This is a genomic window from Bradyrhizobium sp. Ce-3, assembly GCF_022835695.1.
GTDB lineage: Bacteria > Pseudomonadota > Alphaproteobacteria > Rhizobiales > Xanthobacteraceae > Bradyrhizobium.
In genome coordinates, this window is sequence record NZ_BQUV01000002.1 from 1 (window position 1) to 24,557 (window position 24,557).

Consider the following 24,557-nt stretch of genomic DNA (forward strand, 5'->3'; position numbering starts at 1 on the left):
GAACGGGCGGGAGACCGAGCCGGCTCACGGCGTCAAGCGCCAAGGACCCAACGGCTTCCCGCCCACCCCATCATGACAGACTTTCCAGACACAGGGACCCATAACCACGAATGGTTATCGTTGAACGACGTCGCGACGACGAATCCCGATCACAACACCCGCCGCGGAGTATGGGTCCCGGCTTTCGCCGGGACGACGGCGGAGAGAGTGTCGCGCGCCTCACTACTTCGCTGCCAGCGGCACGTAGTCGTATTCGCCGACGCCTTGCAAAATCAAAAACGTCAGCGACGTCGTGCCGGCGTTGGTGACGAGGTGAGGGCGGGTGGGTCTCACGGCATAGACTTCGCCGACCCTGAGGTTCACTTCCTCTTTCGGCTCCTGCAGGAACAGCCGCATCTGGCCTTCGAGCACGTAGAACGTGTCGGAGATGTTGCTGTGGGTGTGCCACGGCACTTTCTGGGTCGGCGACAACTGCAGCTCCATGATGCGGAAGCCGGGGCGGGCGGCGTGCTGGGCGCGGCGCTCGACTTCGTAGAGGTGGCTGGCATCCTTGAGCGGTTGTCCTGACTTCATGGCGGCCTCCCGGAGATGTTGTTGTGGCGCGATGGTAGTTCGGTTCGGCCGCTTGCGAAACGGCCCGAACAGGCATGGCGGGCAGGACGCGCGCGCGCAGGTCGATGCGATGGGCTCGGGTTCGCAGCGGAAGCGACGGCGTCGTGATGGTTGCGTGACATCACGACGTCGGGGCGAGTTCGAGTTCCGTCAAACGTGAACGCGCGGTTCAGCAAGCATTCACGTGGCGGCGAAAAAACTCACCGACTTGGTAAGTCCAACTCAGCAACAAAGGGAAACTCGCATGGAACGCCGGGATTTTCTGAAGATCGCGTTCGGTGTTGCCGCCTGCGCGGCCGCCTTCACAGCGACTGTCCAGGCCGCGCCGCTCGCACCGCTTCCTCTCACCCAGGACGCACGCTCGCCGGCAGGCAGCGATGCGCATCCGGCCGTCACCACGGGTGACGAAGTCGGTCGCCTGAAGCCCGAGGAGGTGCGCTGGCATCACGGTCACCGGGGCTGGCATCACTGGCACTGGCATCACCGGCATTGGCACCACAGGCATTGGGGGTGGAGGCATCATCACTGGCGCGGGCATCATCACTGGCACAGGCATCATCACTGGCGGCGCTGGTGATTGAACCGCCTGATATCCGCGCGAGACGTAGTTTCAAGTGCAGTGGTTCAACGGAAAGGATTGCTGATGAGAATTCTTGCTGCGTCCGTGGTTGCGTTCGGCCTTGGTCTGGCGGCGATGTCGGCGTCACATGCGATGCCGATCGCGCCGCTCGATCCGGCTCAGGCCGCATCCGACAACACCATTCGCGTTGCCGGCGGCTGCGGCCCGGGCTGGCATCGCGGTCCCTATGGCGGTTGCCGTCCGATGTATAATTGCCCGCGCGGCTGGCATTCCGGCCCGTTCGGCCGCCGTTGCTTCCGTAACTGGTAGGCCATCTAGCGCGGCAAGCAGCGTCGCTACGTCCGCCGCGCTGATCAAAAAAGAAAAACCCCGCGCGAAGCGGGGTTTTGTTTGTTCGGATGATGTCGCGATCAGATCGGGCGGCAACGGCCGTAGCGCCAGGCGAAGCCGTAGGGGCAGGCGCGCACGCGCGGCGCCACCACGACCGGGCCGGGTGCGACGACGACGGGGCGCTCAACCACGACCGCGCCCGGCGCGACGACGACCGGACCACGATTCCGGACGCAGCCGCCATAGGGACCGCGATGCCAGCCCGGGCCGCAGCCACCGGCAGCATCAGCGGCACTGATGCCGGCGAATGCGGTCGTCACCAAAACGGCTGCTGCAAAAAGATACTTCATGACTTCTCCTTTTATTTGGGCCGCGCTGCGGCACCGCAACAAACTTTCGCCTACCGATTCGCCCGGCCGGATCATTACAGAAGCCGTGCCCGATGTCGCCGACCATAATGTTGCGGGCTGAATGCGACATGAATGTTGCAGGCCTGCGTCAGCGCGCCGCAAGCACGCGCAGCATCAATTCGAAACATTTCGCAGGCGCGAGCAGAACAGAGCGCACCGAAGCGAAAGCGCGGAATGTATCGGGGAGCGAAACTAGCTGGTTCTACTCGCCGGCGCCGAACAGCGCCGCGAACCGCTTCTCGCCGTTGCGCGAGAAATTGACCACGCGGCTGCCCGGCGCAGCGTCGCGCGCGGCCCACTTCAGTTCGGTGAAGCGGTCCATCATCGCCGCGCCCAGCGTGCCCGCGAGATGGTGGCGCCGCTCGCTCCAGTCGAGGCACGCCTTGCACACCGGACGGCGCGGATGCGTCAGCGCGTCGGCGTCGATCTGCAGCTCCTCGGCCATGAAGCGCTTGCCTTCGCCGGTGAGCTCGATCGCCTGCTTGCTCTGGCGCACCAGCTTCTGCCGCCTCATGCTGTCGAGCATCTGCACGCCGAGATCGCCGGCGAGATGGTCGTAGCAGATCCGGGCGCGGCGCAGCGCAGGATCCTTCGGCCCGGTGCGCACGCGCATATGGCCGGCGCGGGCGGCGATGCCCTGCAGCCCCTCGAGCACATCGGCGACGTCGGGGTCGGAGAGGCGGTAGTAGCGATGGCGGCCCTGCTTCTCGGGCTCGATCAGCCCGCCGGCCTCGAGCTTGGCGAGATGCGAGCTCGCTGTCTGCGGCGTGATGCCGGCTTCCTGCGCCAGCTCGCTCGCGGTCAGCGCGCGGCCGGTCATCAGCGCGGTCAGCATGTTGCAGCGGGCGGGGTCGCCGACCAGAGCGGCGATCCGGGAGATGTCGGGTCCTGCTTTCATAGTTCGATGATAGCCGAAGCATCGAGGTCGGGCAAGGCGGTAGTCTTCAGCATCGGACGCATGTCGTCATCGCGAGCGAAACGAAGCGATCCATCGGGGCCATTCGCCGAGTCATGGATTGCTTCGCCGACGCTCGCAATGAGCGAAAAGCCAGGAGGCCATCAATGACCATCACCGTCTTCATCCGCTACCAGCTCGATCCGTTCAAGCGCGCGATGTTCGAGGAGTATTCGCGCAACTGGCTCTCGATCATCCCGCGCTGCGGCGGCGATCTGCTCGGCTACTGGATGCCGCACGAGGGCACCAACAACATCGGCTTTGCGCTGATCTCGTTCGAGAGTCTCGCCGCCTACGAGGCCTATCGCGCGCGGCTGCGCCAGGACAAAGAGGGCATGGCGAACTTCAACTTCGCGGAAGAGAACCGCTTCATCCTCGCGGAGGAGCGCACATTTCTGCGCAAGGTCGAGGCCTGATGCGGCCCCCGCGATTCACGAAACACACTGGCGTGCCGCCATGCGCATGCCTATCTCTGCGCGGCCAATGATTTTAGGGAGCGACCCATGCCACCACTGCCAACTGCTGACAAACGCGCCGCCTTCAAGAAGCTGCATGAGAGCGGGTGCTTCATCATCCCGAACCCGTTCGATGTCGGCAGCGCCCGCGCCCTGCAACATCTCGGCTTCAAGGCGCTGGCGTCGACCAGCGCCGGCTTTGCCTGGACCATTGCCAAGGCCGACAACCGCGTCACCATCGATGACGTCTGCGATCATCTGACCGCGCTGTGCGCGGCGGTCGATATTCCCGTCAACGCGGATTTCGAGGGCGGCTTCGCCGTCGAGCCCGACAAGGTCGCCATCAATGTCGCCCGCGGCGTCAAGACCGGCGTCGCCGGGCTCTCGATCGAGGACTCCACCGGCGATGCGGCCAACCCGTTGTTCGAGCACAAGCTCGCGGTCGAGCGGATCAGGGCGGCGCGCAAGGCCATCGATGCCGACAACAGCGGCGTGCTGCTCACCGGCCGCTGCGAGGCGTTCCTGTGGGGCAAGAAGGATCTCAATCTGGTGATCGAGCGGCTGCAGGCCTATTCGGAAGCCGGGGCGGATGTGTTGTATTCGCCGGGTATCTCGACCAGGGAGGAGATCACCGCGGTGGTGAAGGCAGTGGCGCCGAAGCCGGTCAATCTCTTGATCGGCGGAGCGTCCGAGCTGACGCTGCAGGCGGTTGGCGACCTCGGCGTGCGCCGGATCAGCGTCGGCGGCGCGCTGGCGCGGATGGCCTGGACCGGCGTCATGAAGGCTGCGAAGGAGATGGCCGAGAAGGGCACCTTCACCGAATTCGCCAACGGTTATCCCGGCGGTGAGCTCAACAAGATGTTCAAATAGACGTCACGCAAAAAAAGCAGCGGGCCGCTGGGGCCCGCTGCTCGCGCCTGGTCAATTGCGTCACGCGTTACTCGGCCGTTAGTTGCTTGGGCCGTTACTTGGTCGTTACTTGGCATTCTCGGCCGGCGGGGCCGCCGGCTTATTCATGTCTGACTTGTTCATGTCGGACGGCGGGTTGGCCGGTTGGGCCGGCGCCGCGCCCGTCGTCGTGCCGGGCTGGCTGTTCGGCTTCGGCGTTACGTCGCGCATGCCCGAAGGCGGCGCGGCCGGATTGGCCGGCTGCGTCTGCGCGGTCTGTGCCGGCGGCGTCGTGCTCGCCTCATGCACCGACGTATTGTTCAATCCGTAGAACAGCGCGCCCAGCACGACGGCCACCGCAACTGCGAACATCGCGACCTTGGTGCCGCTGGCCGGTCCCTCCTGGAGTTCCGGATCCGGCTGCAGCTCGTTGTCCAGGCTGTTGAAGCGCGTCTGACGGCGGACCTCGTCCTCGGTCAGGTTGGCGCGATACGGATCGTCAGGGTTGTAAGCCATTGCAAAGTTCCTCCGTTAGCACCTCAAAGCTAAACGCAGGGGACAATGGCTGGCGCGTGAGGATGTTCCGCGCCAATGTTGCAACCTGTTCATGCTGGAACCGCCGATCCCTGGAGCGTTTTCGAGCGAAGTGGATACCGGTCCGCGTGAAGAAATCGCGTCAAAACAAGAATCTAGAGCCCCATTCCGATTCAGTCGGAACGGGATAGGCTCTAGGTTCCGAACCTGTTTGATGAGGCCTTTTCAATGTGGACCATGCCGCCCACCGATTCGGTGCTGCACGTGCTCTCGTTCATCGCCGTTGCGGCGCAGTCGATGACGGCGGCGCTCGCGGCCGGCAGGCGCAGCATGGATTGGGCCGGTGTCTGCATGCTTGGGGCGATCACCGCGCTCGGCGGCGGCACCATCCGCGACGTGCTGCTCGGGCATTATCCGCTGGTCTGGGTGGCGCACCCGATCTATCTCGCGATCGCCGCAGCCGGTGCCTTTGCCACCATCCTGCTGGCACGGCTGGTGCACCGGCTCAACCTTGCATTCCTGGTGCTCGATGCGATCGGGCTCGTGATCTTCACCATGGCCGGCTGCGATGTCGCCTGGCAGGTCGACGCTTCGTTGCCGATCGTGATCGTCGCCGGCATGATCACCGGCTGCGCCGGCGGCGTGCTGCGCGACATCCTCTGCAACGAGGTACCGCTGCTGTTTCGCAGCGAGCTCTACGCCAGCGTCTCGGTGGTGACGGGGCTGTTCTATGCGACCGCGTTCGGACTGAACCTCAACCCACCGGCCTGGACCGTGCTGACCTTCGTGTTCGGATTGACGTTCCGGATGCTGGCGATCCGCTACAAATGGGAGATGCCGAAATTCGTGTTCTCGGGCGAGGAGCGTTGATCGGCTATTTCGTCGCCCGCGCCTTAGCGACCTCATCTGTCGTCACGGCTGGCGCCGCATTGCCCCAGGAATTGCGGATGTAGGTCGCGACATCGGCGACCTCCTGGTCGGTGAGCTTTGGATAGGCCGGCATCGAGCCCGCGTTCGGCGCGCGCGGCGTGGTCACGGTCTGCGCGCCGTCGAGGATAATGCGCAGCGTGCTCGCGGGATTGGCCGATTGCAGATTGGCGTTGCCGGGCAGCGGCGGATAGATCCGCGGCGCGCCCGAGCCGTCGAGCTCATGGCAGGCGACGCAGGCGCCGCGATAAATCCGCTCGCCATTGCTCATCTGCGCTGATGACGGCGGGGTGAGCGCAGGCTCCGGCGCGCCGGCGGGCAGGCTCTTGAGATAGACCGCGATCGCGCGCACGTCGCCGTCGCTCATCTTAGAGGTCGAATTGACCACCACCTCGGACATCAACGGACCGGCATGGCTGTGCCCGTTGCGGCCGCTCTGCAGATATTCGGCGATGTCGTCAGCGCTCCAGGACTTCAGCCCGCTACGCGGCGCGCCGTCGAGCCTCGGCGCGAACATGCCCTGGACCATGCTGCCACTGAGCGCCTGGTCACGCCTGTCGGCGCCGAAGGCGTTCTTCGGCGTATGGCAGGCGCCGCAATGGGCGAGGGCCTCGACGAGGTAGCGGCCGCGATTCCATTGCGCAGGCTTGCTCTGATCCGGCTGGATGATGCCCGATGTGAAGAACAGCGTGTTCCAGCCGCGCATCAGGACGCGATAGTTCAACGGCCAGCGCAGCTCGGGCGGCGGCGCCCTGTTGCTGACCGGTGCCAGTGTGGCGAGATAGGCGCGGATCGCCAGGATGTCGTCGCGGATAAGCTTGGTGAAGTAAGGGTAGGGGAAGGCGGGATAGTAATGCGCACCGTTCGGCGCGACGCCCGTCCGCAGTGCGCGCAGGAAGTCGTCGTCGCTCCAGCCGCCGATGCCGGTATCGCGGTCGGGGGTCAGGTTCGGCGAGAACACCGCGCCGAACGGCGTGTCGATCCGCTTGCCTCCCGCGAACGGCTTGGCAGGGTCGGCGGTGTGGCAGCTCGCGCAGTCGCCGGCGATCGTGAGCGCCTTACCGCGGGCGACGATGTCGTCGGTTGGCGCGGCAACGCATTCGCGGGCCGCGAACGCACCGCACAACAGCAGGCCGGCCAGAATCGCACCGGTCGTTCGAAATCGTCGCCGCATCCATTCACCCTCTGCACCTTCCGGTCCACAAGACGCGTTACGCCGTTTCGCCGCGGGCCTGTCCTGCGACAGAAACCGAAACGGCCTCGCAATATTCCCGGCACGAAATTGCGATTTTTGAGCGACCGGCGTTGTCGCCCAGAATTGTGCTGCGCGGGTCGGAAAATCCGACATAGACTGGTTCTAACAAGTTCGGATGACTAGCTAAAAAGCAGCCGTCGCGACCAGCGCAAAGAGGGCTAAATGGGAATCAACCAAGGGCCTATCAGCCTCGACCAGAAATACACCCAGGGCACCGGCCACGTCTTCATGACCGGCATCCAGGCGCTGGTTCGCCTGCCAATGGCGCAGATCAGACGCGACCGCGCCGCAGGTCTCAACACGGCAGGTTTCATCTCCGGCTATCGCGGTTCCCCGCTCGGCGGCTACGACCAGCAGCTGTTCGCCGCCCGCAAGCACCTCGAGCAGTACAACATCAAATTCCAGCCGGGCGTGAACGAGGATCTGGCGGCCACCGCGATCTGGGGCTCGCAGCAGCTCGGGCTCTCGGCCGGCGCCAAATATGATGGCGCGGTCGGCATCTGGTACGGCAAGGGCCCCGGCGTCGACCGTTGCGGCGACGTGTTCCGCCATGGCAATGCGGCGGGCTCCGCCAAGCATGGCGGCGTGCTCTGCCTTGCCGGCGACGACCACGGTGCAAAATCCTCCACCGTCCCGCATCAATCCGACCACGCCTTCATCTCCGCGCTGATGCCGTATCTCTACCCCTCCAGCATCCACGAAATGATCGAGATGGGCCTCCTGGGTATCGCGATGTCGCGCTACTCCGGCTGCTGGGTCGGCATGAAGGTGATCACCGAGACGGTCGAGACCACGGCCGAGATCGACCTCACCGACGAGATGACGCCGTTCATCATCCCGGCCGATTTCGAGTTGCCGCCGGGCGGGTTGAACATCCGCTGGCCCGACGACCGCTTCGAGCAGGACCGGCGCTTACAGGACTACAAGGGCTTTGCGGCGATCGCCTTTGCCCGCGCCAACAAGGTCAACCGCATCACCATGGATTCGCCGAACGCGCGCTACGGCATCATGGCGTCCGGCAAGAGCTATGAGGACATCCGCCAGGCGCTGCGCGAGCTCGGCATCACGCCCGACGTCGCCGCCAAGATCGGTCTCCGCCTCTACAAGATCGGCATGCCCTGGCCGCTGGAGCCGGAAGGCGTCCGCAACTTCGCGGTCGGCCTCGAGGAGATCTTCATCGTCGAGGAGCGCCGCGAGATTGTCGAGAACCAGGTCAAGCAGGAACTGTTCAACTGGCGCGACGACGTACGCCCGCGCATCGTCGGCAAGATGGACGACCACGACAAGCGCTTCCTGACTTTTGCCGCCGAGCTCAGCGTGGCCTCGCTCGCAAGCTCGCTCACCGAGCGGCTGCTTCGACTTAATCTCAACCCTGAAATCGCCGAGATGCTGCGCGCCAAGGCCGACTGGTTCAACGGCCGGCAGTCGTCGCAGATGCAGGCGACTGCGCCGGTCAGTCGCACGCCGTATTTTTGCTCGGGCTGCCCACACAACACCTCGACCAAGGTGCCGGAGGGCAGCCGCGCGCTCGGCGGCATCGGCTGCCACTTCATGGCGCTGTGGATGAACCGCTCCACCGAGACCTTCACCCATATGGGCGGCGAGGGCGTGCCGTGGGTCGGCATCGCGCCGTTCACCAACGAGAACCACATCTTCGCCAATCTCGGCGACGGTACTTACTTCCATTCCGGCATTCTCGCGATCCGCCAGTCGATCGCCTCCAAGGCCAACATCACCTACAAGATCCTGTACAACGACGCCGTCGCCATGACCGGCGGCCAGCGCCACGACGGCGACCTGTCGCCGCAGCAGATCACGTTCCAGCTCCACGCCGAAGGCATCCGCGAGATCTACCTGGTCTCGGAAAATCCCGCTGCCTATCCGGCCGATACCATTGCGCCCGGCGTCAAGCTGTTCCATCGCGACGAGCTCGAGAACGTCCAGAAGATGTGCCGCGACACCAAGGGCACCTCGGCGATCGTGTTCGTGCAGACCTGCGCCGCCGAAAAGCGCCGCCGCCGCAAGCGCGGCCTGATGGAGGATCCGGCGCGCCGCGTACTGATCAATCCCGCGGTCTGCGAAGGCTGCGGCGACTGCTCGGTGCAGTCGAACTGCATCTCGGTCGAGCCGCTGGAGACTGAGCTTGGGCGCAAGCGCACCATCAACCAGTCGACCTGCAACAAAGACTATTCCTGCGTGAAGGGCTTCTGCCCGTCCTTCGTCACGGTCGACGGCGGCGCACTCAAGCGTCGCGCGCCGACCGAGCTTGGCGATATCGGCGCCTTGCCGGAGCCGGCCTCGAAACCCGCGCTCGACAGGCCCTACAACATCGCGGTCGGCGGCGTCGGCGGCACCGGCGTGCTCACGATCGGCGCGCTGCTCGGCATGGCCGCGCATATCGAGGGCAAGGCTTCGATGATCCTCGACATGTCCGGCCTTGCCCAGAAGGGCGGCGCGGTGCTCAGCCACGTCCGGCTCTCCGAGCACACCGCCGACGTGACCTGCTCGCGCATCGTGACCGGCACGGCCGATCTGGTGCTCGCGGCCGACGAGGTCGTCGCGGTCTCCAAGGACACCATCACGCTGTGCGAACCGAGCCGCACCGTCGGCATCATCAACAGCCACATCATCCCGACCGCGGATTTCATCCTCAACCGCGACTTCAACTTCCAGACCCGCAAGGTCAACAGCGTGCTGGAGACCGAACTGCGCAAGGACTCAGCTTTCTTCGACTTCACCAAGCCGGCCGAAGCGCTGCTCGGTGACAGCATCGCCACCAACATCATGATGATGGGCTTTGCCTATCAGCGCGGGCTGTTGCCGCTGTCGGCGGACTCGATCCAGCAGGCGATCGAGGTCAACGGGGTCTCGATCAAGATGAACACCCAGGCGTTCCAGCTCGGGCGCCTGGCCGCGGCCGATCCGGCGCGCCTCGCCGCGATGATGAAGGGGCAGGATAGCGACGCGGCCCCGGTGAAGTCGCTGGACGCGATGTCGCTCGACGAGATCATCACCCATCGCATGGCGCTGCTGACCAGCTACCAGAATGCGCGTCTGGCAAAACGCTACCGCAAGCTGGTCGACCAGGTCCGCGACGCCGCCAGCAAGGGCGGCTATGGCGAGGCGCTGCCGCGCGCGGTCGCGATCAACTATGCCAAGCTGCTCGCCTACAAGGATGAGTATGAGGTGGCGCGGCTGTTCACCGATGGCCGCTTCGAGAAGCAGCTGCGCGACCAGTTCGAGGGCGACTTCAAGTTCAACTTCAATCTCGCCCCGCCGATCCTTGGCGGCGGGCTCGACGCGCAGGGCCGTCCGAAGAAGCGTGCCTTCGGGGCGTGGATGATGTCGGCCTTCAAGGTGATGGCACGATTCCGCTTCCTGCGCGGCACGCCGCTCGACATCTTCGGCTACAACGCCGACCGCAGGCTCGAGCGCGACCTGATCGCGGGCTACGAGAAGGATGTCGCGACGGTGCTCAGCCTGCTGTCGCCGCTCAATCACGACATCGCGGTCGAACTGCTGTCGTTGCCCGACCGCATCCGCGGCTACGGCCCGGTGAAGGACAAGGCGGTCAAGGACGCAAAGGTTCGCTACGCGCAACTCGCCGCCGACCTCGCCAACCCGCCGCCGGCACCGCGGCAGATGGCTGCGGAGTAGGGGTCTCCACATATTCGATGTCGTCCCGGCGTAGGCCGGGACCCATAACCGCCGCACTTCGTTGTTGCGCAACGCTGGGCCACAGCTGACTCCCACCACACGACCCTGTGGTTATGGATCCCGGCTTTCGCCGGGACGACACCGGTTTTGGGGCGCGCATATTCGCGCTCTTTGACAGTCTCGCCTGACGGAATATTTCCGCGCTTGCCAAGGTCGCGTCGCCGGTTCAGAAAAACGCTGGAGCGAGAAACGCCAGCGGAGAGCGATTTGACCATCAAGGGCAAGGCCTACATTGCCGGGATCTACGAACATCCCACCCGGCATGCACCCGATAAATCAACAGCACAGCTGCATGCCGAGGTCGCCAAGGGCGCGATCGAGGATGCCGGGCTCACCAAGGACGACATCGACGGCTATTTCTGCGCCGGCGATGCGCCGGGCGGGCTGTGGCCGATGGTCGATTATCTCGGTCTCAACACCAAGAAGCTGCGGCACATCGATTCCACCGAGACCGGTGGCTGTTCCTATCTGATCCATCTCGGCCACGCCGCCGAGGCGATCGCCGCCGGCAAGTGCTCGGTCGCGCTGGTCACGCTGGCGGGCAAGCCGCGCACCGGCCCGATGCCGCCGCGCGCCTCCGGCGCCGAGGCCGATTTCGAATCCGCTTACGGGGCTACCACGCACAATGCCTATGGCATGTGTGCCATGCGCCATATGCACGACTACGGCACCACCTCCGAGCAGCTCGCCTGGATCAAGGTCGCGGCCTCGCATCACGCGCAATACAATCCGCATGCGATGTTGAAAGAGGTCGTCACTGTCGAGGACGTCTTGAACTCGCCGATGATCTCCGATCCGCTGCACCGGATGGATTGCTGCGTCGTCACCGACGGCGGCGGCGCGATGATCGTCACAACGCCGGAGATCGCCAAGAGCCTGAAGAAGCCGCTGGTGCGCCTGATCGGCCACGGCGAGGCGGCGAAGGGCCCGCGCGGCGGCAAGGACCTCGACCTGACATACTCCGCCGGCGTCTGGTCCGGCCCGCGCGCCTTCGAGGAAGCGGGCGTGACGCCCAAGGACATCAAATACGCCTCGATCTATGACAGCTTCACCATCACGGTGCTGATGCAGCTCGAGGACCTCGGCTTCTGCAAGAAGGGCGAGGGCGGCAAGTTCGTCGCCGACGGCAATCTGATCTCGGGTGTCGGCAAGCTGCCGTTCAACACGGATGGCGGCGGGCTGTGCAGCAACCATCCCGTCAACCGCGGCGGCATGACCAAGATCCTCGAGGCTGTGCGCCAGCTGCGCGGCGAGGCGCATCCCAAGGTGCAGGTGAAGAACTGCGACCTCGCGATCGCCCACGGCACCGGCGGTCTGCTCGGCGTTCGCCACGCCGCCTCAACCTGTATTCTGGAGCGTGCGTGATGTCTGAAGCCAAGAAGTACAATGCCCCGGTGACCAATCCGGAGACCGCACCGTTCTGGGAAGCGGCGAAGGCGGGCAAGTTCATGATCAAGCGCTGCACCACCTGCGGCGAGGCGCATTACTTCCCGCGCGCAATCTGCCCGTTCTGCTTCTCCGACAAGACGGTGTGGGAAGAATCGAGCGGCGAGGCGACGGTCTACACCTACAGCCTGATGCGGAAGTCGCCGACCGGTCCGTATGCGATCGCCTATGTGACGTTGAAGGAAGGCCCGTCGCTGCAGACCAATATCGTCGATTGCGATCTGGAGACGGTGAAGATCGGCCAGAAGGTGAAGGTGGTGTGGAAGCCGACCGACGGCGCCCCGCTGCCGTTCTTCACGCCGGCCTAGAAAGTACCTTCTCCCCTTGCGGGGGAAGGTGGCAGCCGAAGGCTGCCGGAAGAGGGGTGTCTCTCCACGAATAGAGACTTTCCGCGGAAGCAACCCCTCTCCCAAACGAGTCTGCGTTTGATGCCGGTGCAGCCCTCTCCCGCAAGGGGAGAGGGCGCAATCACGGGCAGCGCTGAAGCAAGAAGGTTCGGGGAGAAACAACAATGCCGATCGTGTACGAACAACTGATGGCCCTGAAAAATCTCGGCCAGAAATACAGCTACGCCGACCGCGACGTGATGCTGTACGCCTATGGCATCGGCCTCGGCGCCGATCCGATGGACGAGAACGAACTCGCCTTCGTCAACGAGGGCGTGCTGACACCGCGCCCGCTCAAGGTGGTGCCGACGTTTGCCTCGGTCGCGGCCTGGGGCGCCGGCCCCGGCGAGATGAACCTCAACCGCGTGATGGTGGTCGACGGCGAGCGCGACATCACCTTCCACAAGCCGTTCGCGACCGCGGCCCAGATCACGGCCGACTCGACCGTGCTCGACGTGTTCGACAAGGGCAAGGACAAGGGCGCGGTGATCCGGCACCAGACCGTGCTCAGGGATGAGAAGGGCGACAAGCTCGCGACGCTGGTGGCCTCGCGCTTCGCCCGCGGCGATGGCGGCTTCGGCGGCCCGTCCGACGGCCAGCCCGAGCCGCACAAGGTGCCGGAACGCGCGCCGGACCAGGTGGTCGATATCACCACGCGACCCGACCAGGCATTGATCTACCGCTTGTGCGGCGACCGCAACCCGCTGCACTCCGATCCGGAGTTCGCCAGGAAGGCCGGATTCCCGCGGCCGATCCTGCACGGCATGTGCACCTACGGCATCACCTGCCGCGGCGTGCTGCAGACCTATGCCGATTACGATCCCTCAGCCTTCAAGCAGCACGCGGCGCGGTTCTCCTCGCCGGTGTTTCCCGGCGAGACCGTGACCATGGAGCTGTGGAAGGACGGCAATGTGGTGTCGTTCGAGGCCAAGGTGAAATCGCGCGGCGTCACCGTGATCAAGAGCGGCAAGACGGTGCTGGCGTAACAGACACCGTCATTCCGGGGCGCGAAGCGAACCCGGAATGACGGTGACAAAAACAACAAGGGAGAAACAACCATGGGATTGCTCGACGGCAAGGTGGCGCTGATCACGGGCGCCGGCGGCGGACTGGGTGAGGCCTACGCAAAACTGTTTGCGCGCGAGGGTGCGGCAGTCGTGGTCAACGATCTCGGCGGCCCGCGCGACGGCTCGGGCTCCGACAAGTCGATGGCCGACAAGGTGGTCGACGCGATCAAGGCCGAGGGCGGCCGCGCGGTCGCCAACGGCGCCGATATCTCGACGCTGGCCGGCGGCCAGTCGGTGTTCGACGACGCGATCAAGCATTTCGGCCGCGCCGACATTCTCGTGAACAATGCCGGCATCCTGCTCGACGAGACCTTCCACAAGGCCAAGGAAGCAAATTGGGACAGGGTGATGAAGGTGCATCTGAAGGGCACCTTCTGCTGCACCCAGCCGGTGTTCAAATGGATGCGCGACAATGGCGGCGGCGTCATCGTCAACACCTCCTCGACCTCGGGCCTGATCGGCAATTTCGGCCAGACCAATTACGGCGCCGCCAAGGGCGGCATCTGGGGCCTCTCCAACGTGCTGGCGATCGAGGGCCGCAAGTACAACATCCGGATCTGGACGCTGGCGCCGGGCGCGCTGACCCGCATGACGGCGGACCTGCCGCGCTACAAGGAGAACCCCGGTGCGGCGCTTGGGCCTGACGGCATCGCGCCGGCCGTGCTCTATATGGTCAGCGACCTGTCGGGCGACCAGACCGGCAAGGTGCTCGGCGTCTCCGGCCCGCGCGGCGTCCGCGAGATGCGGATGATGGAAATGGAGGGCTGGACGCCGCCATTCACGGGATGGAAAGCCGAAGATATCGTCACCCACGCCGAGGACATCTTCTTCTCCGAGGAGGAGATCAAGAAGTCGGCGCGGCGGTTCAAGTAGCCCGCGACCGGGGCTTGTGGCTTCCCCGATGCGCGATGGCGCATCGGGGAATGACGCTGTATAGAGGCGGAAACAGATGAGGCACCCATGACCAAACTCACCGCCCAGGCCGCCGGCACCTTTGCGATCGCGCCGACCCCGTTCCACGACGACGGCCGCATCGATGAGGCATCGATCGATCGGTTGACCGATTTCTATACCGAGGTCGGCTGCGACGGCGTCACGGTGCTGGGCATCCTGGGCGAGGCGCCGAAGCTCGATGCCGCCGAGGCCGAGCAAGTCGCCCTGCGCTTCGTCAAACGTGCCAAGAAGCTGCAGGTGATCGTGGGTGTCTCGGCGCCGGGCTTTGCCACGATGCGCTCGCTGGCGAAGAAGTCGATGGATGCGGGTGCCGCGGGCGTCATGATCGCGCCGCCGCCGCATCTGCGCACCGACGACCAGATCACCGGCTATTTCAAGCAGGCGCAGGAAGCTGTTGGAGACGACATTCCCTGGGTGTTGCAGGACTATCCGTTGACGCTGACCGTCCAGTTCACGCCGGCGGTGATCCGCAAGATCGTGACGGATTCGCCGTCCTGCGTGATGCTCAAGCATGAGGACTGGCCGGGGCTGGAGAAGATCTCGACCTTGCGCAACTTCCAGAAGGACGGTTCGCTGCGGCCGCTGTCGATCCTGGTCGGCAATGGCGGCCTGTTCCTCGATTTCGAGATGGAGCGCGGCGCCGACGGCGCGATGACCGGCTATGCCTTCCCGGAGCTACTGATCGACGTCGTCAATCTGTCGAAGGCCGGCAAGCGCGATGCCGCGCATGATCTGTTCGACGCGCATCTGCCGCTGATCCGCTACGAGCAGCAGCCCGGCGTCGGCCTCACCGTGCGCAAATACGTGCTGCAGAAGCGCGGCATCATCTCCTCCAGCGCCCAGCGCAAGCCGGGTTCCGTGATCACGCCGCAGGCGAGGGCGGAGGTCGACTATCTCCTGTCCCGTGTGGCGCGCGTCGACCGCCGCGCCAATCTGCAACCGCAATCCAGTGCAGCAGGCTAAGTATGACCGAGATCGTTGCTCCGCGCCTTGCCTCGACCGTGCTGCTGCTGCGCGACGGCAGCAGCCGTGAAATCGAAGTCTTCATGATGGTGCGCCATCACCAGATCGAGTTCAATTCGGGCGCGCTGGTGTTTCCGGGCGGCAGCGTCGACAAGAACGACAAGGAGATCGCCGCCGATCCCGCGCTCTATTCCGGCGGGGACGGGCTCGATGGCGACGCGCTCGGCTTCCGCATTGCGGCGATCCGCGAGACCTTCGAGGAGAGCGGCATCCTGCTGGCGCGGCCGCTGGGGTCGAAGGACCTGGTCGACGCCGGGCGCGCCAACGAGATCGCGACAGCGCATCGTGCGGCGCTGAACGAGGGCAAGATCAGCTTTCTCAAGGTGCTGACCGACAACGGCATGGTGCTCGCGCTCGACGAGCTCGTGCCGTATGCGCACTGGATCACGCCGGAGGGCATGCCGAAGCGCTTCGACACCTGGTTCTTCCTGGCCGCCGCGCCGCCCGAGCAGCTCGGCGCGCATGACGGCAAGGAATCGACCGACTCGATCTGGGTGTCGACGCGGGAGGCGCTGGAGGGCGGCGAGAGCGGCCGTTTCAAGCTGCCATTCCCGACCACCCGCAACCTGATCCGGCTCGGCAAGCAACCGAACGTCGGCGCCGCGCTCGCCGACAGCAAGGGCAAGCCGATTGTCGCGGTGATGCCCGTGATGACCAAGACCGCCACCGGCCGCCAGCTCCGCATCCCCAAGGAAGCCGGCTATGACGGCGAGGTGTTCGACGTCGGCGCGCTGGGGTAGTAGGTCGTCATCCGTCATCCTGAGCGATAGCGTGGACATGACTCACAGACCGCGCAACACGCGCGATGTCGTCCCGGCGTAGGCCGGGACCCATAACCACCGAACTGTATTGTCGCGCGACTCTGGGGCCACAGCTTCTTCTAACAACAGAACCCTGTGGTAATGGGTCCCGGCCTTCGCCGGGACGACGATGAATCGCTTCCTGCACACTTCGGCCTGTAGCGAAATATCGTCGCTTTCAGCGGAAGTAGGCTCCGTCTCCACATCAAGACGGAATCCCTCCCATGACGACCACAACGCCCCGCCAGCCCAGCATGGCCTTCGAGCTGGCCCTGCTGCTCGCGCTCGCCGCGCTCTGGGGCGGCTCCTATACTTTCATCAAGCTTGGGGTTGCGACCATCCCGCCGATCACACTGATCGCGGCGCGCACGGCGATCGCGGGGCTGTTGCTCGTCGTCATCATGCGGATGCGGGGCGTGACGATGCCGACCGATGGTGCGACCTGGCGCCGCTTCGTCTTCCAGGCCTGCCTCAACAGCGTGATCCCATGGACGTTGATTGCCTGGGGCGAGCGCTTCGTCGATGCCGGGCTCGCCACCATCCTCAATTCGGCCTCGCCGATCTTCACCTTCCTGTTCACCGCCGTGATCACCCGTCATGAGGCGGCAAGCCCGCGCAAGCTGTTCGGGGTCATCGCCGGGATGGCCGGGATCTGCCTGATCGTCGGCGTCGACGCCTTCCGCGATCTTGGGCAGGGGATCGTGGCCGAGGTCGCGATCGTCGCCGCCACCATCTGCTACGCCTGCGCCGCGATCTTCAGCCGCGGCTTCAAGGGGCTCGATCCGACGGCGCCGGCCGCGGGCTCGCTGCTCGCGGGCGCCGCGATCCTGATCCCGCTCAGCCTTGCCGTCGAACGTCCCTGGACGCTGTCGCCGTCGACCAGCTCGCTGCTCGCCTTGCTGGCGCTGGCGGTGTTCTCGACCGCGATCGCCTTCGTGATCTACTTCCGCCTGATCCAGACCCTGGGCTCGGTCGGCACCACCGCACAGGCCTATCTGCGGGTGCCGATCGGGGTTGCGCTCAGCGTCGCATTCCTGGGCGAACGGCTGAGCCCGACGGCGTGGATCGGGCTCGCCTGTGTCGTGCTCGGCGTCGCCGCGATGACGATTCCGGCGCGGAAGGCAGCGACCGCCTGAGGTCATCGCCGCGATAACGCTTCCGGCGCTGCCGGCATCATCAAGGCGGGCGTGGCGTTCTGGGCGGGGGCGTCGAGGAGGCCGGCCTCCCGCCGGACCAGGCCGGCGCTGCCTGTACCGGAATCGGCCACCGGCGCCCGAGGTGATGCCGGTCACACCGCCGGCTGGCTGGGCCGTGCAGCATGTTTCCCCAAAGCCCGTAAATTCCCGTATATTGGGGCGCATTGGACCCCGGCCTTGATGACATGACCGCTGAATTGCCGCCGAATTCGCAAGCGCCGCGTGCGTTCTCCCTCTCGATTGGCCAGCTGACGTTCGGCAGCTTCCTGCTGGTGCTGGCTGTGATCATCATCACATCCACCGCCAGCGTGATCGCGATCCGCCACATCGATACGACCTTCGCCGAGCTGCAGCGGCTGCAAAGCGTCGGCGACATCGCCGAGGATATCGACCGCCGCACCAACGAGCTGCGGCTGGCGGCGCGGGACTTCGTTACCGAGCCCGGGACCGGCAGCCAGTCGGCCCAGGTCGCCCAGGCGGCGCAGTCGCTGAGCGAGATCCTGAAAAAGACCCGGATCGAGCTGGCGCCCGAGCAGCAGGACATGATCGATGGCGTCACCCAGCGGCTGGCGACCTATCGCAGCGGGATCGAGCGCATCTCGGCGCTGCTCAGCCGCCGCGCCGAGATCGTCGCCGGGCTGCCGCCGCTGCGCGACGCCTTCGACAAGGCGGTCACCGACAGCAATGATGCGGCGCTGGCGAACACGCTGTCGCAGATCCAGAGTCGCATTGCCACCGCGCTGCTGGCGCACAACACCTCCGCCGCCGAGCAGGCGGCGCAGAGCATGCGGGCGATGACCATCGCCGATCCCAACCTGCGCGGTGCAGTCGACAAATATGCCGAGGCGATCAGCGCGATCTCGGTGCGCGAGGGCCAGATCGCCGACATCGACCGCGAGGTGCTCGGCGCGGAAGGCCGCCTGATTCAGAAGGTGACCGAGCTGCTCCGCGAGCTCAGCTCCCGCCGCGGCCACGTGCTGGCGCGCGATTTCGCCCGAACGCTGGCTGAAGCCAAGTGGCAGAGCATCGTGCTCGGCACCGCGGGCGTGCTGATCGGCCTGTTCGCCTCGGTGCTGGTGGTTCGCCGCACCGTCCGCCCGCTTGCCCGGATCGCGGGCTCGATCCGCAAGGTCGCGGGCGGCGAGAAGAGCGCGTTCATTCCCGGCGCCGACCTCGACAACGAGATCGGCGACATCGCGCGCGCCGCCGAGGTGTTCCGCCAGACCCTGGTCGACGCCGACAGCGCACGCGAGGCCGCGCTGCGCGCGCTCGCCGAGCAGCGGCTCGCCGAGGAGAGCTACCACAAGCTGTTCGAGGCGTCGGTCGAGGGCATCTACGTCACGACGCCGGGCGGCACGCTGCTCAACGCCAATCCGGCGCTGGCGCGGATGATGGGCTATGCCACGCCGCAGGATCTGATCAAGGGCATCGATGACATCGCCACCACGGTCTATGTCGATCCGGCGGCGCGCGAGCAGTACATGCAGTTGATGCAGCGCGATGGTACGGTGCGCGACTACGAGTATCAGGTGCGCTCGAGCGACGGCACCGTGCTGTGGCTGTCTGACTCCGCGACCGTTGTGCGCAACGACGAGGGCGAGGTGGTTCGCTACGAGGGCACGGTGCGTGACATCACCGACCAGAAGCGTGCCGAAGATGCGATCGCCGAAGGCCGCCGGCTGCTGCAGATGGTCATCGACACGGTGCCCGCCGTCATCAACGTCAAGGAGCGCAATTTGCGCTACGTGCTGATGAACCGCTACATGGCGGGCATCTTCGGCATCGAGCCGCAGGACGCGATCGGCCAGACCACCGCCGAGCTGATGTCGCGTTATGGCGCAGCCAAGACCGACGAGAACGACAAGCGCGTGCTGTCGGCGCGCCGCGAGCTCGGCTTCTATGAAGAGGAATACAAGGACGCCGCCGGCAACATGCGGCAATGGCTGGTCAACAAGCTGCCGATCCTCGACGCCCAGGGTGACATCGAGAACATCGTCACGGTGGCGCTCGATATCGGCGAGCGCAAGCGCTCCGAGCAGGAGATGCGCAAGGCGAGGGATTCCGCCGAGGCCGCCTTGCGCAATCTCCGGGAAACCCAGAATTCGCTGATCGAGGCCGAGAAGCTCGCCGCCCTCGGCCGCCTGGTGGCCGGCGTCGCCCACGAGGTCAACAACCCCGTCGGCATCAGCCTGACGGTGGCCTCCGCGCTGGAGCGCAAGACCGCGAATTTCGGCGCCCAGGTCGAGCGCGGCGATTTGCGCCGCTCCAGCCTCAACGATTTCCTGAACACGGCGCGGGACGCCTCGTCGCAGCTGGTCGCCAATCTCAACCGAGCCGCGGAGCTGATCCAGTCGTTCAAGCAGGTCGCCGCCGACCGCAACTATTCCGACCAGCGCACCTTCGATCTCGGCGACCTCACCGAGCAGGTGGTGATGAGTTTGCGGCCCGGCCTGCGCAAGCACAATCTGACCCTCAACGTCGATTGCGAGCCGAACCTGATCATGAATTCCTATCCCGGACCGTATGGCCAGGTGCTGACCAACCTGTTCCTCAACGCGGTCGCGCATGCGTTCCCGGACGGCAAGGCCGGCGAGGTCGAAATCCAGGTCCACGCCGCCGGCGGCGACAATGTCGAGGTGATCTTCGCCGACAATGGCTGCGGCATGAGCCTCGACGTGCGCCGCCGCGCCTTCGATCCGTTCTTCACCACGCGGCGCGACCAGGGCGGCACCGGGCTCGGGCTGCACATCGTCTACAGCATCGTCACCAACCGCCTCGGCGGCCGGCTCTCGCTCGATTCCGCGCCGGGCAACGGCACCCGCATTCAGATGATCCTGCCGCGCGTCGCGCCGCTGGAGCAGGCCGCGGAGTAGAGCGCGACGATGAGCCGGTGGCGCCGGCCGCTTATTTGCTCCCGTCACCCTGAGACGCGCGCAAGGGCGCGCTCCTCCAGCGACAAAGGCGAAGCCTTAGCGCGGGGGTGACGGGTCGAGCAGCGAGTCTCGAGAAGCTAATTGATATCCGCGAGCTTGTGCAGCGTTGCGCCGAAGATCAGGCTCGCTTTGCCGACCAGCGCGGTGCCGCTCATGGTGCCGCGGGTATCGGTGAAGGTGCCGGAGACGCCGATGCCGACCGGCGCGGGTCCGCCGAACAGCGGGTTGTCGGTGTCGCGCGGCGTAGTGTGGCGTTGCACCAGGACCTCGCCCTTGAACGCGTCACCCTTCACCGTGTAGCTGCCGGTGTAATAGAGATAGGCATCGCCACCGAGAATCTGCCCGTCGCGGAAAAGAATCACTCCGCTGCCCTTGCCGACGCGTCCGTCCAGCAGGGTGACATGGATTGAGTATAGCCCGTTCTTCATAACGTCCCATCGACCGGCTGCCGCGCCCGCAGCAATCCGGATTGGTTTTTTATGCCAAAGCGAGCAACCTCGTGCAATGCGGCAGGTTGATTCCGGGGGTGTCCGGAGTGACCGTAGACCCTCGGTTCCTGCCAGCCGGTGTGACGGCGCGATGACAGCGGACCGTGCGCGCGAATCGAACTGGCCCGCGAAATGCATAGCTCTGGTTGCACTGGCCGGTGAGTGCTGGAGCAACATACATGACAGACAGGATGGAAGCTGGCGGCCGCGTTGCGGGCCGGTATGACGATCCCGGAACCCTGGTCCGCCGTCGCCGCGGCCGGATCCGCGTATCTCTGCCGCTTGGTCTGGTCGCGCTGTTGTCGGTCGCCGCCGCGCAACTCGCGCAGGCGCGCGATCCCGACGGCCGCTACGCCAATTCGCCGCTCAAGGAATGGTTCGACGGTCTGCGCAGCGGCAAGGGGCCATGTTGTTCCGATGCCGACGGCAGCGCGGTCAGCGACGTCGACTGGGAGTCGAAGGACGGGCACTATCGCGTGCGCCTCGACGGAGCCTGGATCGATGTCCCGGACGAGGCCGTGGTCAGGGAACCGAACCGGGCCGGCCGCGCCATGGTATGGCCGATCAAGAGCTACATGGGCGTGACGATCCGCTGCTTCATGCCCGGCAGCATGACGTAGCGCGGCGCGCCGCTCGGAAGCTCACACGTATTTCTTGTCGCGCTCGAGCAGCTCGATCGAGATGCCCTGGGGGCCGCGGATGAAGCAGATCCGCACGCCGGGGCGGATCGTGGTCGGCTCCTTGGTGAACTCGACGCCCTTGGCCTTGATCTCGGCTGCGACCGCGTCGATGTCCTTCACGGTCAGCCCGAAATGATCGAGCCCCTGATAGGGCGTCACCGGCGGGGCGTTGACGCCGTCGCCTTGTGTCACTTCCGCGATGAACACCTTGGCGCCGCCGAGCTGGACGTCGATGCGGCCGGGGCCGCGGATGATCTCGCCGCCGAGAATGTCGCGCAGCCAGGTCGCGGTGGCCTCGGGATCGGGGCTGCGCAGGTGAACATGGTCCCAGGTGACGACAGGCATTGCGATCTCCTTGTTGTTCTCGCGCCGCTTCGATGCGCGGCACTCGCTCTCGGGCGGCGCGAACTTAGCGAGCGGGCGGCCGCGATGCCATCCCTCCAGCCTGGCTGTCGCAAGATTGTCGTCCCGGAAGGAAACCATTCCCTCGGTCAGCGATTGTTCTCACGAGGCCGCTCGACCTGCGGCCATCGCCCGGAGGGCGATCGGTGCGGGGGCCGGGTGGTATGCTCGGCTGTGTGGCGGCCCGATCAGGCTGCCAGGGTGAGGGCACGACGATGCGGATCGGCTTGGCGTCGTTTCGGAGGTTGGCCGCCGGACGTCTCGGTGAAGGCGGCTTCTACGCCAGCCTGTTGTTGCCGCTGATCGCGCTCGCCGGGATTGCCGCCTGGTTCATGCTTCCCGAACCCAGCGACGCCGGAGACCAGGACGTCTGGCCGGTGTCATCTGCCGCGATCCGCACCGCGCAGGATGTCGCGACCGGGCCGCAATCCGCCCGAACCGCAAGTCAACCCGCAAAGGACGCGCCGGCAGATGAGCCGGTCACGGTCGGGGCGGCCTCCGCCCCGCCGGTGGCCGAGGAGGCCGGCTCGCCCGGCCCCGGATCGGAACGGTTGCCGCCGGACAAGCTGCGGATCGCCTCGCAATCGTGGCGGCGCGGCGGGCTGGGTTCGAAGGCGCTGGTTACCCTGACCCTGCGCAATGCCAATGATTTCGCGGTCAAGGACATCGAGATCGCCTGCGCCTTCATCCGCCGCGACGGCAGCCTCGTGACCGAGCGCAAGCGGTTGATATCGGACACCGTGGCCATGCGGAGCCGCAAGACCTACCCGCAGATGCTGATCGGGTTCGTGAACGTGAACGCAAACAAGGCGAAGTGCACGGTCGTGACCGCCAGCCGCGTCTAATCCCGGCATCCCGAAAAAGTGACCGGGAATTGACTGGCCGGGTGAACCGTAACGGCCGGGCAGGAACTAACTAATAAGCCGACCGTTAGAGAACGACCCGGAAGCGCGGATGGCGACTGTCCGGGTGATCATGCGCAGACGATGAATTCGTTGCGCGATGACTGATGTCGTCGCGTCGAGATGAACCGCGCCCGTGGCGCGGGGGGAGCCACCAAATGCCTGTAGCGCGTTATTTCCTGTTCGTTGGTGGCGTGCTGCTTGCGCTGCTCTTCGTCGTCAACGCCGTGGTACCCCAGGAGGCCGCGATTCCCGGCCAAAGCCAGGCCATCTCGTCGCCGGGCGTTGACAAGACCATGGTTCGCATCAGGTCGACCCAGAAGCTGCCTGAGCGGGTGGTCTACGACACCAACCAGCCGATCATCGTTCCGGCGCAGCTGAACGCGGTTGCCGCGGCCGTTCCGCCGGCAGCCAGTGACGCGTCGGCGCAGGTCCGCGTCCGCAACACGTTCGCCCAGTTCATTCCGCCGGAGAAGGCCGACGCGCAGAAGGCCGTGGCCGAGGCGAAGCCGGCCGAGCAGCCGGCCCAGGCCCAGGCGCCGAAGAAGCGCAAGGTCGCGCGCTACCACAGCCATCCCCAGCAGCCGATGCGGCTGGCCCAGCCCGGCATGTATCAGCCCTACCGTGTCGCGCAGCAGCAGCCGCGCATGGGCTTCTTCGGCGGCTTCGGCACCTGGTAACCAGGCGGCCGCCCCAGCCGGCAATCGATCTGCCGCCGCAAGCACCTGCGGCGGCATTTTCATGTCCGCGGAATCCGACGCGTGCCAGGCGCGGGAAGCCGGCCGGCCCGCCTGATAAGCCTAGCGCCTATCCCGTTCCGATTGAATCGGAACGGGGCTCTAGGTTCTTGTTTTGACGCGTTTTCTTCACGCGAACCGGTACCCACTTCGCTCGAAAACGCTCTAGCGCGGCAGGCGCGGAATCTTGTCGGCGAAGCCGTTGTAGCAGGTCAGCCGCTCGTCCTCTTCCTTCACGAAGCGGCATTCGTTGACGCCCTTGGCGGGGGCGGCCTTCGGCTTCGGCTGCGGCTTGAAGATCTCGTCGTAGCACATCAGCCGCTCCTTGGTGGCGTCGTCGATGTCCTGACAGGCCTGGAGCTTCTGCGCGACCGATTGCGGCTTGCCGGGGGCGGGCTGCTTCTCGCCCTTCTTGGCGGCCGATTTCTTGCCGACCTGGACCAGCGGCTTGTCGCCGACCATCGGCTGCGCGGTCGCCGGCTTGTCGGCGGCCGCCGGGGCCGGGGTAGTGGTGCCTTGGGCAAGCGCGGCTGCCGGGCAGAGGAGCGCCAGCGCGAGGATGATATGTCTCATGTTGAAAATGTCCGAAATGGCGTGATGACCGGAAGGATGGCGCCGGGGATCGGAAAAGCCCGGCAAGCGCCGAGGCTTATCGCAAGTCTTGCCCGAATCCTACCCCCAGCGAGGGCCCGCCCGGCACCGATCCACCGGCAAAAGCAACGGCAATTCGTCGCTGCTCGGCCGCAACGGAGCGTGATTTGCCTTTGCCGGGCCTGGCGGCTATGACCACGCCATCTGCGCGACTGGCGCTTGGATGGACCACCATCGGGGAGCGCAGAGACTGAACGCCGCGCGCCTGGGCACCGCTTCGAAACGGAGG

The 24,557-nt window shown here is 65.6% G+C and carries 25 protein-coding genes and 1 riboswitch; of the genes, 17 read left to right on the forward strand and 8 right to left on the reverse strand.

From position 1 onward, the window contains the following. Nucleotides 1-222 precede the first annotated feature (222 nt). Nucleotides 223-573 carry a cupin domain-containing protein gene (locus BRSPCE3_RS06285; protein ID WP_244064967.1) on the reverse strand — a complete coding sequence of 117 codons (351 nt, stop codon included), beginning with the start codon at nucleotides 571-573 and terminating at the stop codon, nucleotides 223-225. Between the two features lie 283 nt (nucleotides 574-856). Here BRSPCE3_RS06285 and BRSPCE3_RS06290 point away from each other — a divergent pair, with 283 nt between their 5' ends. Beyond that, nucleotides 857-1,189 carry a twin-arginine translocation signal domain-containing protein gene (locus BRSPCE3_RS06290; RefSeq protein WP_244064968.1) on the forward strand — a complete coding sequence of 111 codons (333 nt, stop codon included), beginning with the start codon at nucleotides 857-859 and terminating at the stop codon, nucleotides 1,187-1,189. Nucleotides 1,190-1,255: 66 nt separating this feature from the next. Beyond that, nucleotides 1,256-1,501, forward strand: coding sequence for a GCG_CRPN prefix-to-repeats domain-containing protein (locus tag BRSPCE3_RS06295; protein ID WP_244064969.1), 246 nt, complete (start codon nucleotides 1,256-1,258; stop codon nucleotides 1,499-1,501). A 101-nt stretch (nucleotides 1,502-1,602) separates the two neighbouring features. Here the strand turns inward: BRSPCE3_RS06295 and BRSPCE3_RS06300 are convergent, their stop codons facing one another. Both BRSPCE3_RS06300 and BRSPCE3_RS06305 read right to left on the reverse strand, forming a co-directional pair. Continuing rightward, a complete protein-coding gene (locus tag BRSPCE3_RS06300) occupies nucleotides 1,603-1,872 on the reverse strand; it encodes a GCG_CRPN prefix-to-repeats domain-containing protein (protein WP_244064970.1) in 270 nt (89 codons plus the stop codon). Nucleotides 1,873-2,134: 262 nt separating this feature from the next. Next, nucleotides 2,135-2,830 carry a helix-turn-helix transcriptional regulator gene (locus tag BRSPCE3_RS06305; RefSeq protein WP_050402286.1) on the reverse strand — a complete coding sequence of 232 codons (696 nt, stop codon included), beginning with the start codon at nucleotides 2,828-2,830 and terminating at the stop codon, nucleotides 2,135-2,137. A 164-nt stretch (nucleotides 2,831-2,994) separates the two neighbouring features. Here BRSPCE3_RS06305 and BRSPCE3_RS06310 point away from each other — a divergent pair, with 164 nt between their 5' ends. Both BRSPCE3_RS06310 and BRSPCE3_RS06315 read left to right on the forward strand, forming a co-directional pair. Continuing rightward, nucleotides 2,995-3,303: an NIPSNAP family protein gene (locus BRSPCE3_RS06310; RefSeq protein ID WP_244064971.1), complete on the forward strand. Its 309-nt coding sequence runs from the start codon at nucleotides 2,995-2,997 to the stop codon at nucleotides 3,301-3,303. An 87-nt stretch (nucleotides 3,304-3,390) separates the two neighbouring features. Further along, on the forward strand, nucleotides 3,391-4,212 hold the full coding sequence (locus BRSPCE3_RS06315; protein ID WP_244064972.1) for an oxaloacetate decarboxylase: 822 nt from the start codon (nucleotides 3,391-3,393) through the stop codon (nucleotides 4,210-4,212). Between the two features lie 105 nt (nucleotides 4,213-4,317). On the opposite strand, the gene BRSPCE3_RS06320 is transcribed toward BRSPCE3_RS06315, so the two are convergent. Further along, nucleotides 4,318-4,746 (reverse strand): hypothetical protein, encoded by a 429-nt coding sequence (locus BRSPCE3_RS06320; RefSeq protein ID WP_244064973.1) that lies wholly within the window; start codon nucleotides 4,744-4,746, stop codon nucleotides 4,318-4,320. Between the two features lie 246 nt (nucleotides 4,747-4,992). Between BRSPCE3_RS06320 and BRSPCE3_RS06325 the strand changes: the two genes are divergently transcribed. Then, nucleotides 4,993-5,634, forward strand: coding sequence for a trimeric intracellular cation channel family protein (locus BRSPCE3_RS06325; protein ID WP_244064974.1), 642 nt, complete (start codon nucleotides 4,993-4,995; stop codon nucleotides 5,632-5,634). A 4-nt stretch (nucleotides 5,635-5,638) separates the two neighbouring features. Here the strand turns inward: BRSPCE3_RS06325 and BRSPCE3_RS06330 are convergent, their stop codons facing one another. Beyond that, nucleotides 5,639-6,865 (reverse strand): cytochrome c, encoded by a 1,227-nt coding sequence (locus tag BRSPCE3_RS06330; protein ID WP_244064975.1) that lies wholly within the window; start codon nucleotides 6,863-6,865, stop codon nucleotides 5,639-5,641. 243 nt (nucleotides 6,866-7,108) lie between these two features. On the opposite strand from BRSPCE3_RS06330, the gene BRSPCE3_RS06335 reads away from it, so the two are divergent. The 9 genes from BRSPCE3_RS06335 (at nucleotide 7,109) to BRSPCE3_RS06375 (ending at nucleotide 20,408) form a co-directional block, all read left to right on the forward strand. Further along, nucleotides 7,109-10,603, forward strand: a complete 3,495-nt coding sequence (locus tag BRSPCE3_RS06335; protein ID WP_244064976.1) for an indolepyruvate ferredoxin oxidoreductase family protein — start codon at nucleotides 7,109-7,111, stop codon at nucleotides 10,601-10,603. A 267-nt stretch (nucleotides 10,604-10,870) separates the two neighbouring features. Next, nucleotides 10,871-12,028 (forward strand): thiolase domain-containing protein, encoded by a 1,158-nt coding sequence (locus tag BRSPCE3_RS06340; protein ID WP_166297284.1) that lies wholly within the window; start codon nucleotides 10,871-10,873, stop codon nucleotides 12,026-12,028. Continuing rightward, nucleotides 12,028-12,417, forward strand: coding sequence for a Zn-ribbon domain-containing OB-fold protein (locus tag BRSPCE3_RS06345; protein WP_021080623.1), 390 nt, complete (start codon nucleotides 12,028-12,030; stop codon nucleotides 12,415-12,417). Before BRSPCE3_RS06340 ends, BRSPCE3_RS06345 begins: the two co-directional genes overlap by 1 nt. Nucleotides 12,418-12,620: 203 nt before the next feature. Then, entirely contained in the window at nucleotides 12,621-13,481 is an 861-nt protein-coding gene (locus BRSPCE3_RS06350) for a MaoC family dehydratase (protein ID WP_244064977.1), read from the forward strand. Between the two features lie 72 nt (nucleotides 13,482-13,553). Beyond that, nucleotides 13,554-14,435 carry an SDR family oxidoreductase gene (locus BRSPCE3_RS06355; RefSeq protein ID WP_244064978.1) on the forward strand — a complete coding sequence of 294 codons (882 nt, stop codon included), beginning with the start codon at nucleotides 13,554-13,556 and terminating at the stop codon, nucleotides 14,433-14,435. Between the two features lie 87 nt (nucleotides 14,436-14,522). Beyond that, a complete protein-coding gene (locus BRSPCE3_RS06360; RefSeq protein WP_244064979.1) occupies nucleotides 14,523-15,479 on the forward strand; it encodes a dihydrodipicolinate synthase family protein in 957 nt (318 codons plus the stop codon). Nucleotides 15,480-15,481: 2 nt separating this feature from the next. Beyond that, nucleotides 15,482-16,279 (forward strand): NUDIX hydrolase, encoded by a 798-nt coding sequence (locus BRSPCE3_RS06365; protein WP_244064980.1) that lies wholly within the window; start codon nucleotides 15,482-15,484, stop codon nucleotides 16,277-16,279. A gap of 284 nt (nucleotides 16,280-16,563) precedes the next feature. Next, nucleotides 16,564-17,475: a DMT family transporter gene (locus BRSPCE3_RS06370; RefSeq protein WP_244064981.1), complete on the forward strand. Its 912-nt coding sequence runs from the start codon at nucleotides 16,564-16,566 to the stop codon at nucleotides 17,473-17,475. A 245-nt stretch (nucleotides 17,476-17,720) separates the two neighbouring features. After that, a complete protein-coding gene (locus tag BRSPCE3_RS06375) occupies nucleotides 17,721-20,408 on the forward strand; it encodes a PAS domain S-box protein (RefSeq protein ID WP_244064982.1) in 2,688 nt (895 codons plus the stop codon). A 137-nt stretch (nucleotides 20,409-20,545) separates the two neighbouring features. Here BRSPCE3_RS06375 and BRSPCE3_RS06380 read toward each other — a convergent pair whose 3' ends face one another. Beyond that, nucleotides 20,546-20,896 carry a GrlR family regulatory protein gene (locus BRSPCE3_RS06380; RefSeq protein ID WP_026192881.1) on the reverse strand — a complete coding sequence of 117 codons (351 nt, stop codon included), beginning with the start codon at nucleotides 20,894-20,896 and terminating at the stop codon, nucleotides 20,546-20,548. Nucleotides 20,897-21,135: 239 nt separating this feature from the next. On the opposite strand from BRSPCE3_RS06380, the gene BRSPCE3_RS06385 reads away from it, so the two are divergent. Beyond that, complete coding sequence (locus BRSPCE3_RS06385; protein ID WP_244064983.1) at nucleotides 21,136-21,576, forward strand: hypothetical protein; 441 nt, start codon at nucleotides 21,136-21,138, stop codon at nucleotides 21,574-21,576. Between the two features lie 21 nt (nucleotides 21,577-21,597). Here the strand turns inward: BRSPCE3_RS06385 and BRSPCE3_RS06390 are convergent, their stop codons facing one another. Then, the gene (locus BRSPCE3_RS06390; RefSeq protein ID WP_097675182.1) at nucleotides 21,598-21,981 is read right to left on the reverse strand and encodes a VOC family protein; all 384 of its coding nucleotides are present in this window, start codon (nucleotides 21,979-21,981) and stop codon (nucleotides 21,598-21,600) included. 350 nt (nucleotides 21,982-22,331) lie between these two features. Here BRSPCE3_RS06390 and BRSPCE3_RS06395 point away from each other — a divergent pair, with 350 nt between their 5' ends. Both BRSPCE3_RS06395 and BRSPCE3_RS06400 read left to right on the forward strand, forming a co-directional pair. Beyond that, nucleotides 22,332-22,883 (forward strand): hypothetical protein, encoded by a 552-nt coding sequence (locus tag BRSPCE3_RS06395; RefSeq protein WP_244064984.1) that lies wholly within the window; start codon nucleotides 22,332-22,334, stop codon nucleotides 22,881-22,883. Nucleotides 22,884-23,098: 215 nt separating this feature from the next. Then, on the forward strand, nucleotides 23,099-23,620 hold the full coding sequence (locus BRSPCE3_RS06400) for a hypothetical protein (RefSeq protein ID WP_244064985.1): 522 nt from the start codon (nucleotides 23,099-23,101) through the stop codon (nucleotides 23,618-23,620). Nucleotides 23,621-23,842: 222 nt separating this feature from the next. Here BRSPCE3_RS06400 and BRSPCE3_RS06405 read toward each other — a convergent pair whose 3' ends face one another. Beyond that, entirely contained in the window at nucleotides 23,843-24,250 is a 408-nt protein-coding gene (locus BRSPCE3_RS06405; protein ID WP_244064986.1) for a hypothetical protein, read from the reverse strand. Nucleotides 24,251-24,466: 216 nt separating this feature from the next. After that, nucleotides 24,467-24,546, forward strand: a riboswitch (ZMP/ZTP riboswitch). Nucleotides 24,547-24,557: the final 11 nt, after the last annotated feature.

What these genes read in the sequence shown, in the direction of transcription:
- BRSPCE3_RS06285 (WP_244064967.1), bottom strand. Translation starts at nt 573, where the DNA reads ATGAAGTCAGGACAACCGCTCAAGGATGCCAGCCACCTCTACGAAGTC.
- BRSPCE3_RS06290 (WP_244064968.1), top strand. Translation starts at nt 857, where the DNA reads ATGGAACGCCGGGATTTTCTGAAGATCGCGTTCGGTGTTGCCGCCTGC.
- BRSPCE3_RS06295 (WP_244064969.1), top strand. Translation starts at nt 1,256, where the DNA reads ATGAGAATTCTTGCTGCGTCCGTGGTTGCGTTCGGCCTTGGTCTGGCG.
- BRSPCE3_RS06300 (WP_244064970.1), bottom strand. Translation starts at nt 1,872, where the DNA reads ATGAAGTATCTTTTTGCAGCAGCCGTTTTGGTGACGACCGCATTCGCC.
- BRSPCE3_RS06305 (WP_050402286.1), bottom strand. Translation starts at nt 2,830, where the DNA reads ATGAAAGCAGGACCCGACATCTCCCGGATCGCCGCTCTGGTCGGCGAC.
- BRSPCE3_RS06310 (WP_244064971.1), top strand. Translation starts at nt 2,995, where the DNA reads ATGACCATCACCGTCTTCATCCGCTACCAGCTCGATCCGTTCAAGCGC.
- BRSPCE3_RS06315 (WP_244064972.1), top strand. Translation starts at nt 3,391, where the DNA reads ATGCCACCACTGCCAACTGCTGACAAACGCGCCGCCTTCAAGAAGCTG.
- BRSPCE3_RS06320 (WP_244064973.1), bottom strand. Translation starts at nt 4,746, where the DNA reads ATGGCTTACAACCCTGACGATCCGTATCGCGCCAACCTGACCGAGGAC.
- BRSPCE3_RS06325 (WP_244064974.1), top strand. Translation starts at nt 4,993, where the DNA reads ATGTGGACCATGCCGCCCACCGATTCGGTGCTGCACGTGCTCTCGTTC.
- BRSPCE3_RS06330 (WP_244064975.1), bottom strand. Translation starts at nt 6,865, where the DNA reads ATGCGGCGACGATTTCGAACGACCGGTGCGATTCTGGCCGGCCTGCTG.
- BRSPCE3_RS06335 (WP_244064976.1), top strand. Translation starts at nt 7,109, where the DNA reads ATGGGAATCAACCAAGGGCCTATCAGCCTCGACCAGAAATACACCCAG.
- BRSPCE3_RS06345 (WP_021080623.1), top strand. Translation starts at nt 12,028, where the DNA reads ATGTCTGAAGCCAAGAAGTACAATGCCCCGGTGACCAATCCGGAGACC.
- BRSPCE3_RS06350 (WP_244064977.1), top strand. Translation starts at nt 12,621, where the DNA reads ATGCCGATCGTGTACGAACAACTGATGGCCCTGAAAAATCTCGGCCAG.
- BRSPCE3_RS06355 (WP_244064978.1), top strand. Translation starts at nt 13,554, where the DNA reads ATGGGATTGCTCGACGGCAAGGTGGCGCTGATCACGGGCGCCGGCGGC.
- BRSPCE3_RS06360 (WP_244064979.1), top strand. Translation starts at nt 14,523, where the DNA reads ATGACCAAACTCACCGCCCAGGCCGCCGGCACCTTTGCGATCGCGCCG.
- BRSPCE3_RS06365 (WP_244064980.1), top strand. Translation starts at nt 15,482, where the DNA reads ATGACCGAGATCGTTGCTCCGCGCCTTGCCTCGACCGTGCTGCTGCTG.
- BRSPCE3_RS06370 (WP_244064981.1), top strand. Translation starts at nt 16,564, where the DNA reads ATGACGACCACAACGCCCCGCCAGCCCAGCATGGCCTTCGAGCTGGCC.
- BRSPCE3_RS06375 (WP_244064982.1), top strand. Translation starts at nt 17,721, where the DNA reads ATGACCGCTGAATTGCCGCCGAATTCGCAAGCGCCGCGTGCGTTCTCC.
- BRSPCE3_RS06380 (WP_026192881.1), bottom strand. Translation starts at nt 20,896, where the DNA reads ATGAAGAACGGGCTATACTCAATCCATGTCACCCTGCTGGACGGACGC.
- BRSPCE3_RS06385 (WP_244064983.1), top strand. Translation starts at nt 21,136, where the DNA reads ATGACAGACAGGATGGAAGCTGGCGGCCGCGTTGCGGGCCGGTATGAC.
- BRSPCE3_RS06390 (WP_097675182.1), bottom strand. Translation starts at nt 21,981, where the DNA reads ATGCCTGTCGTCACCTGGGACCATGTTCACCTGCGCAGCCCCGATCCC.
- BRSPCE3_RS06400 (WP_244064985.1), top strand. Translation starts at nt 23,099, where the DNA reads ATGCCTGTAGCGCGTTATTTCCTGTTCGTTGGTGGCGTGCTGCTTGCG.
- BRSPCE3_RS06405 (WP_244064986.1), bottom strand. Translation starts at nt 24,250, where the DNA reads ATGAGACATATCATCCTCGCGCTGGCGCTCCTCTGCCCGGCAGCCGCG.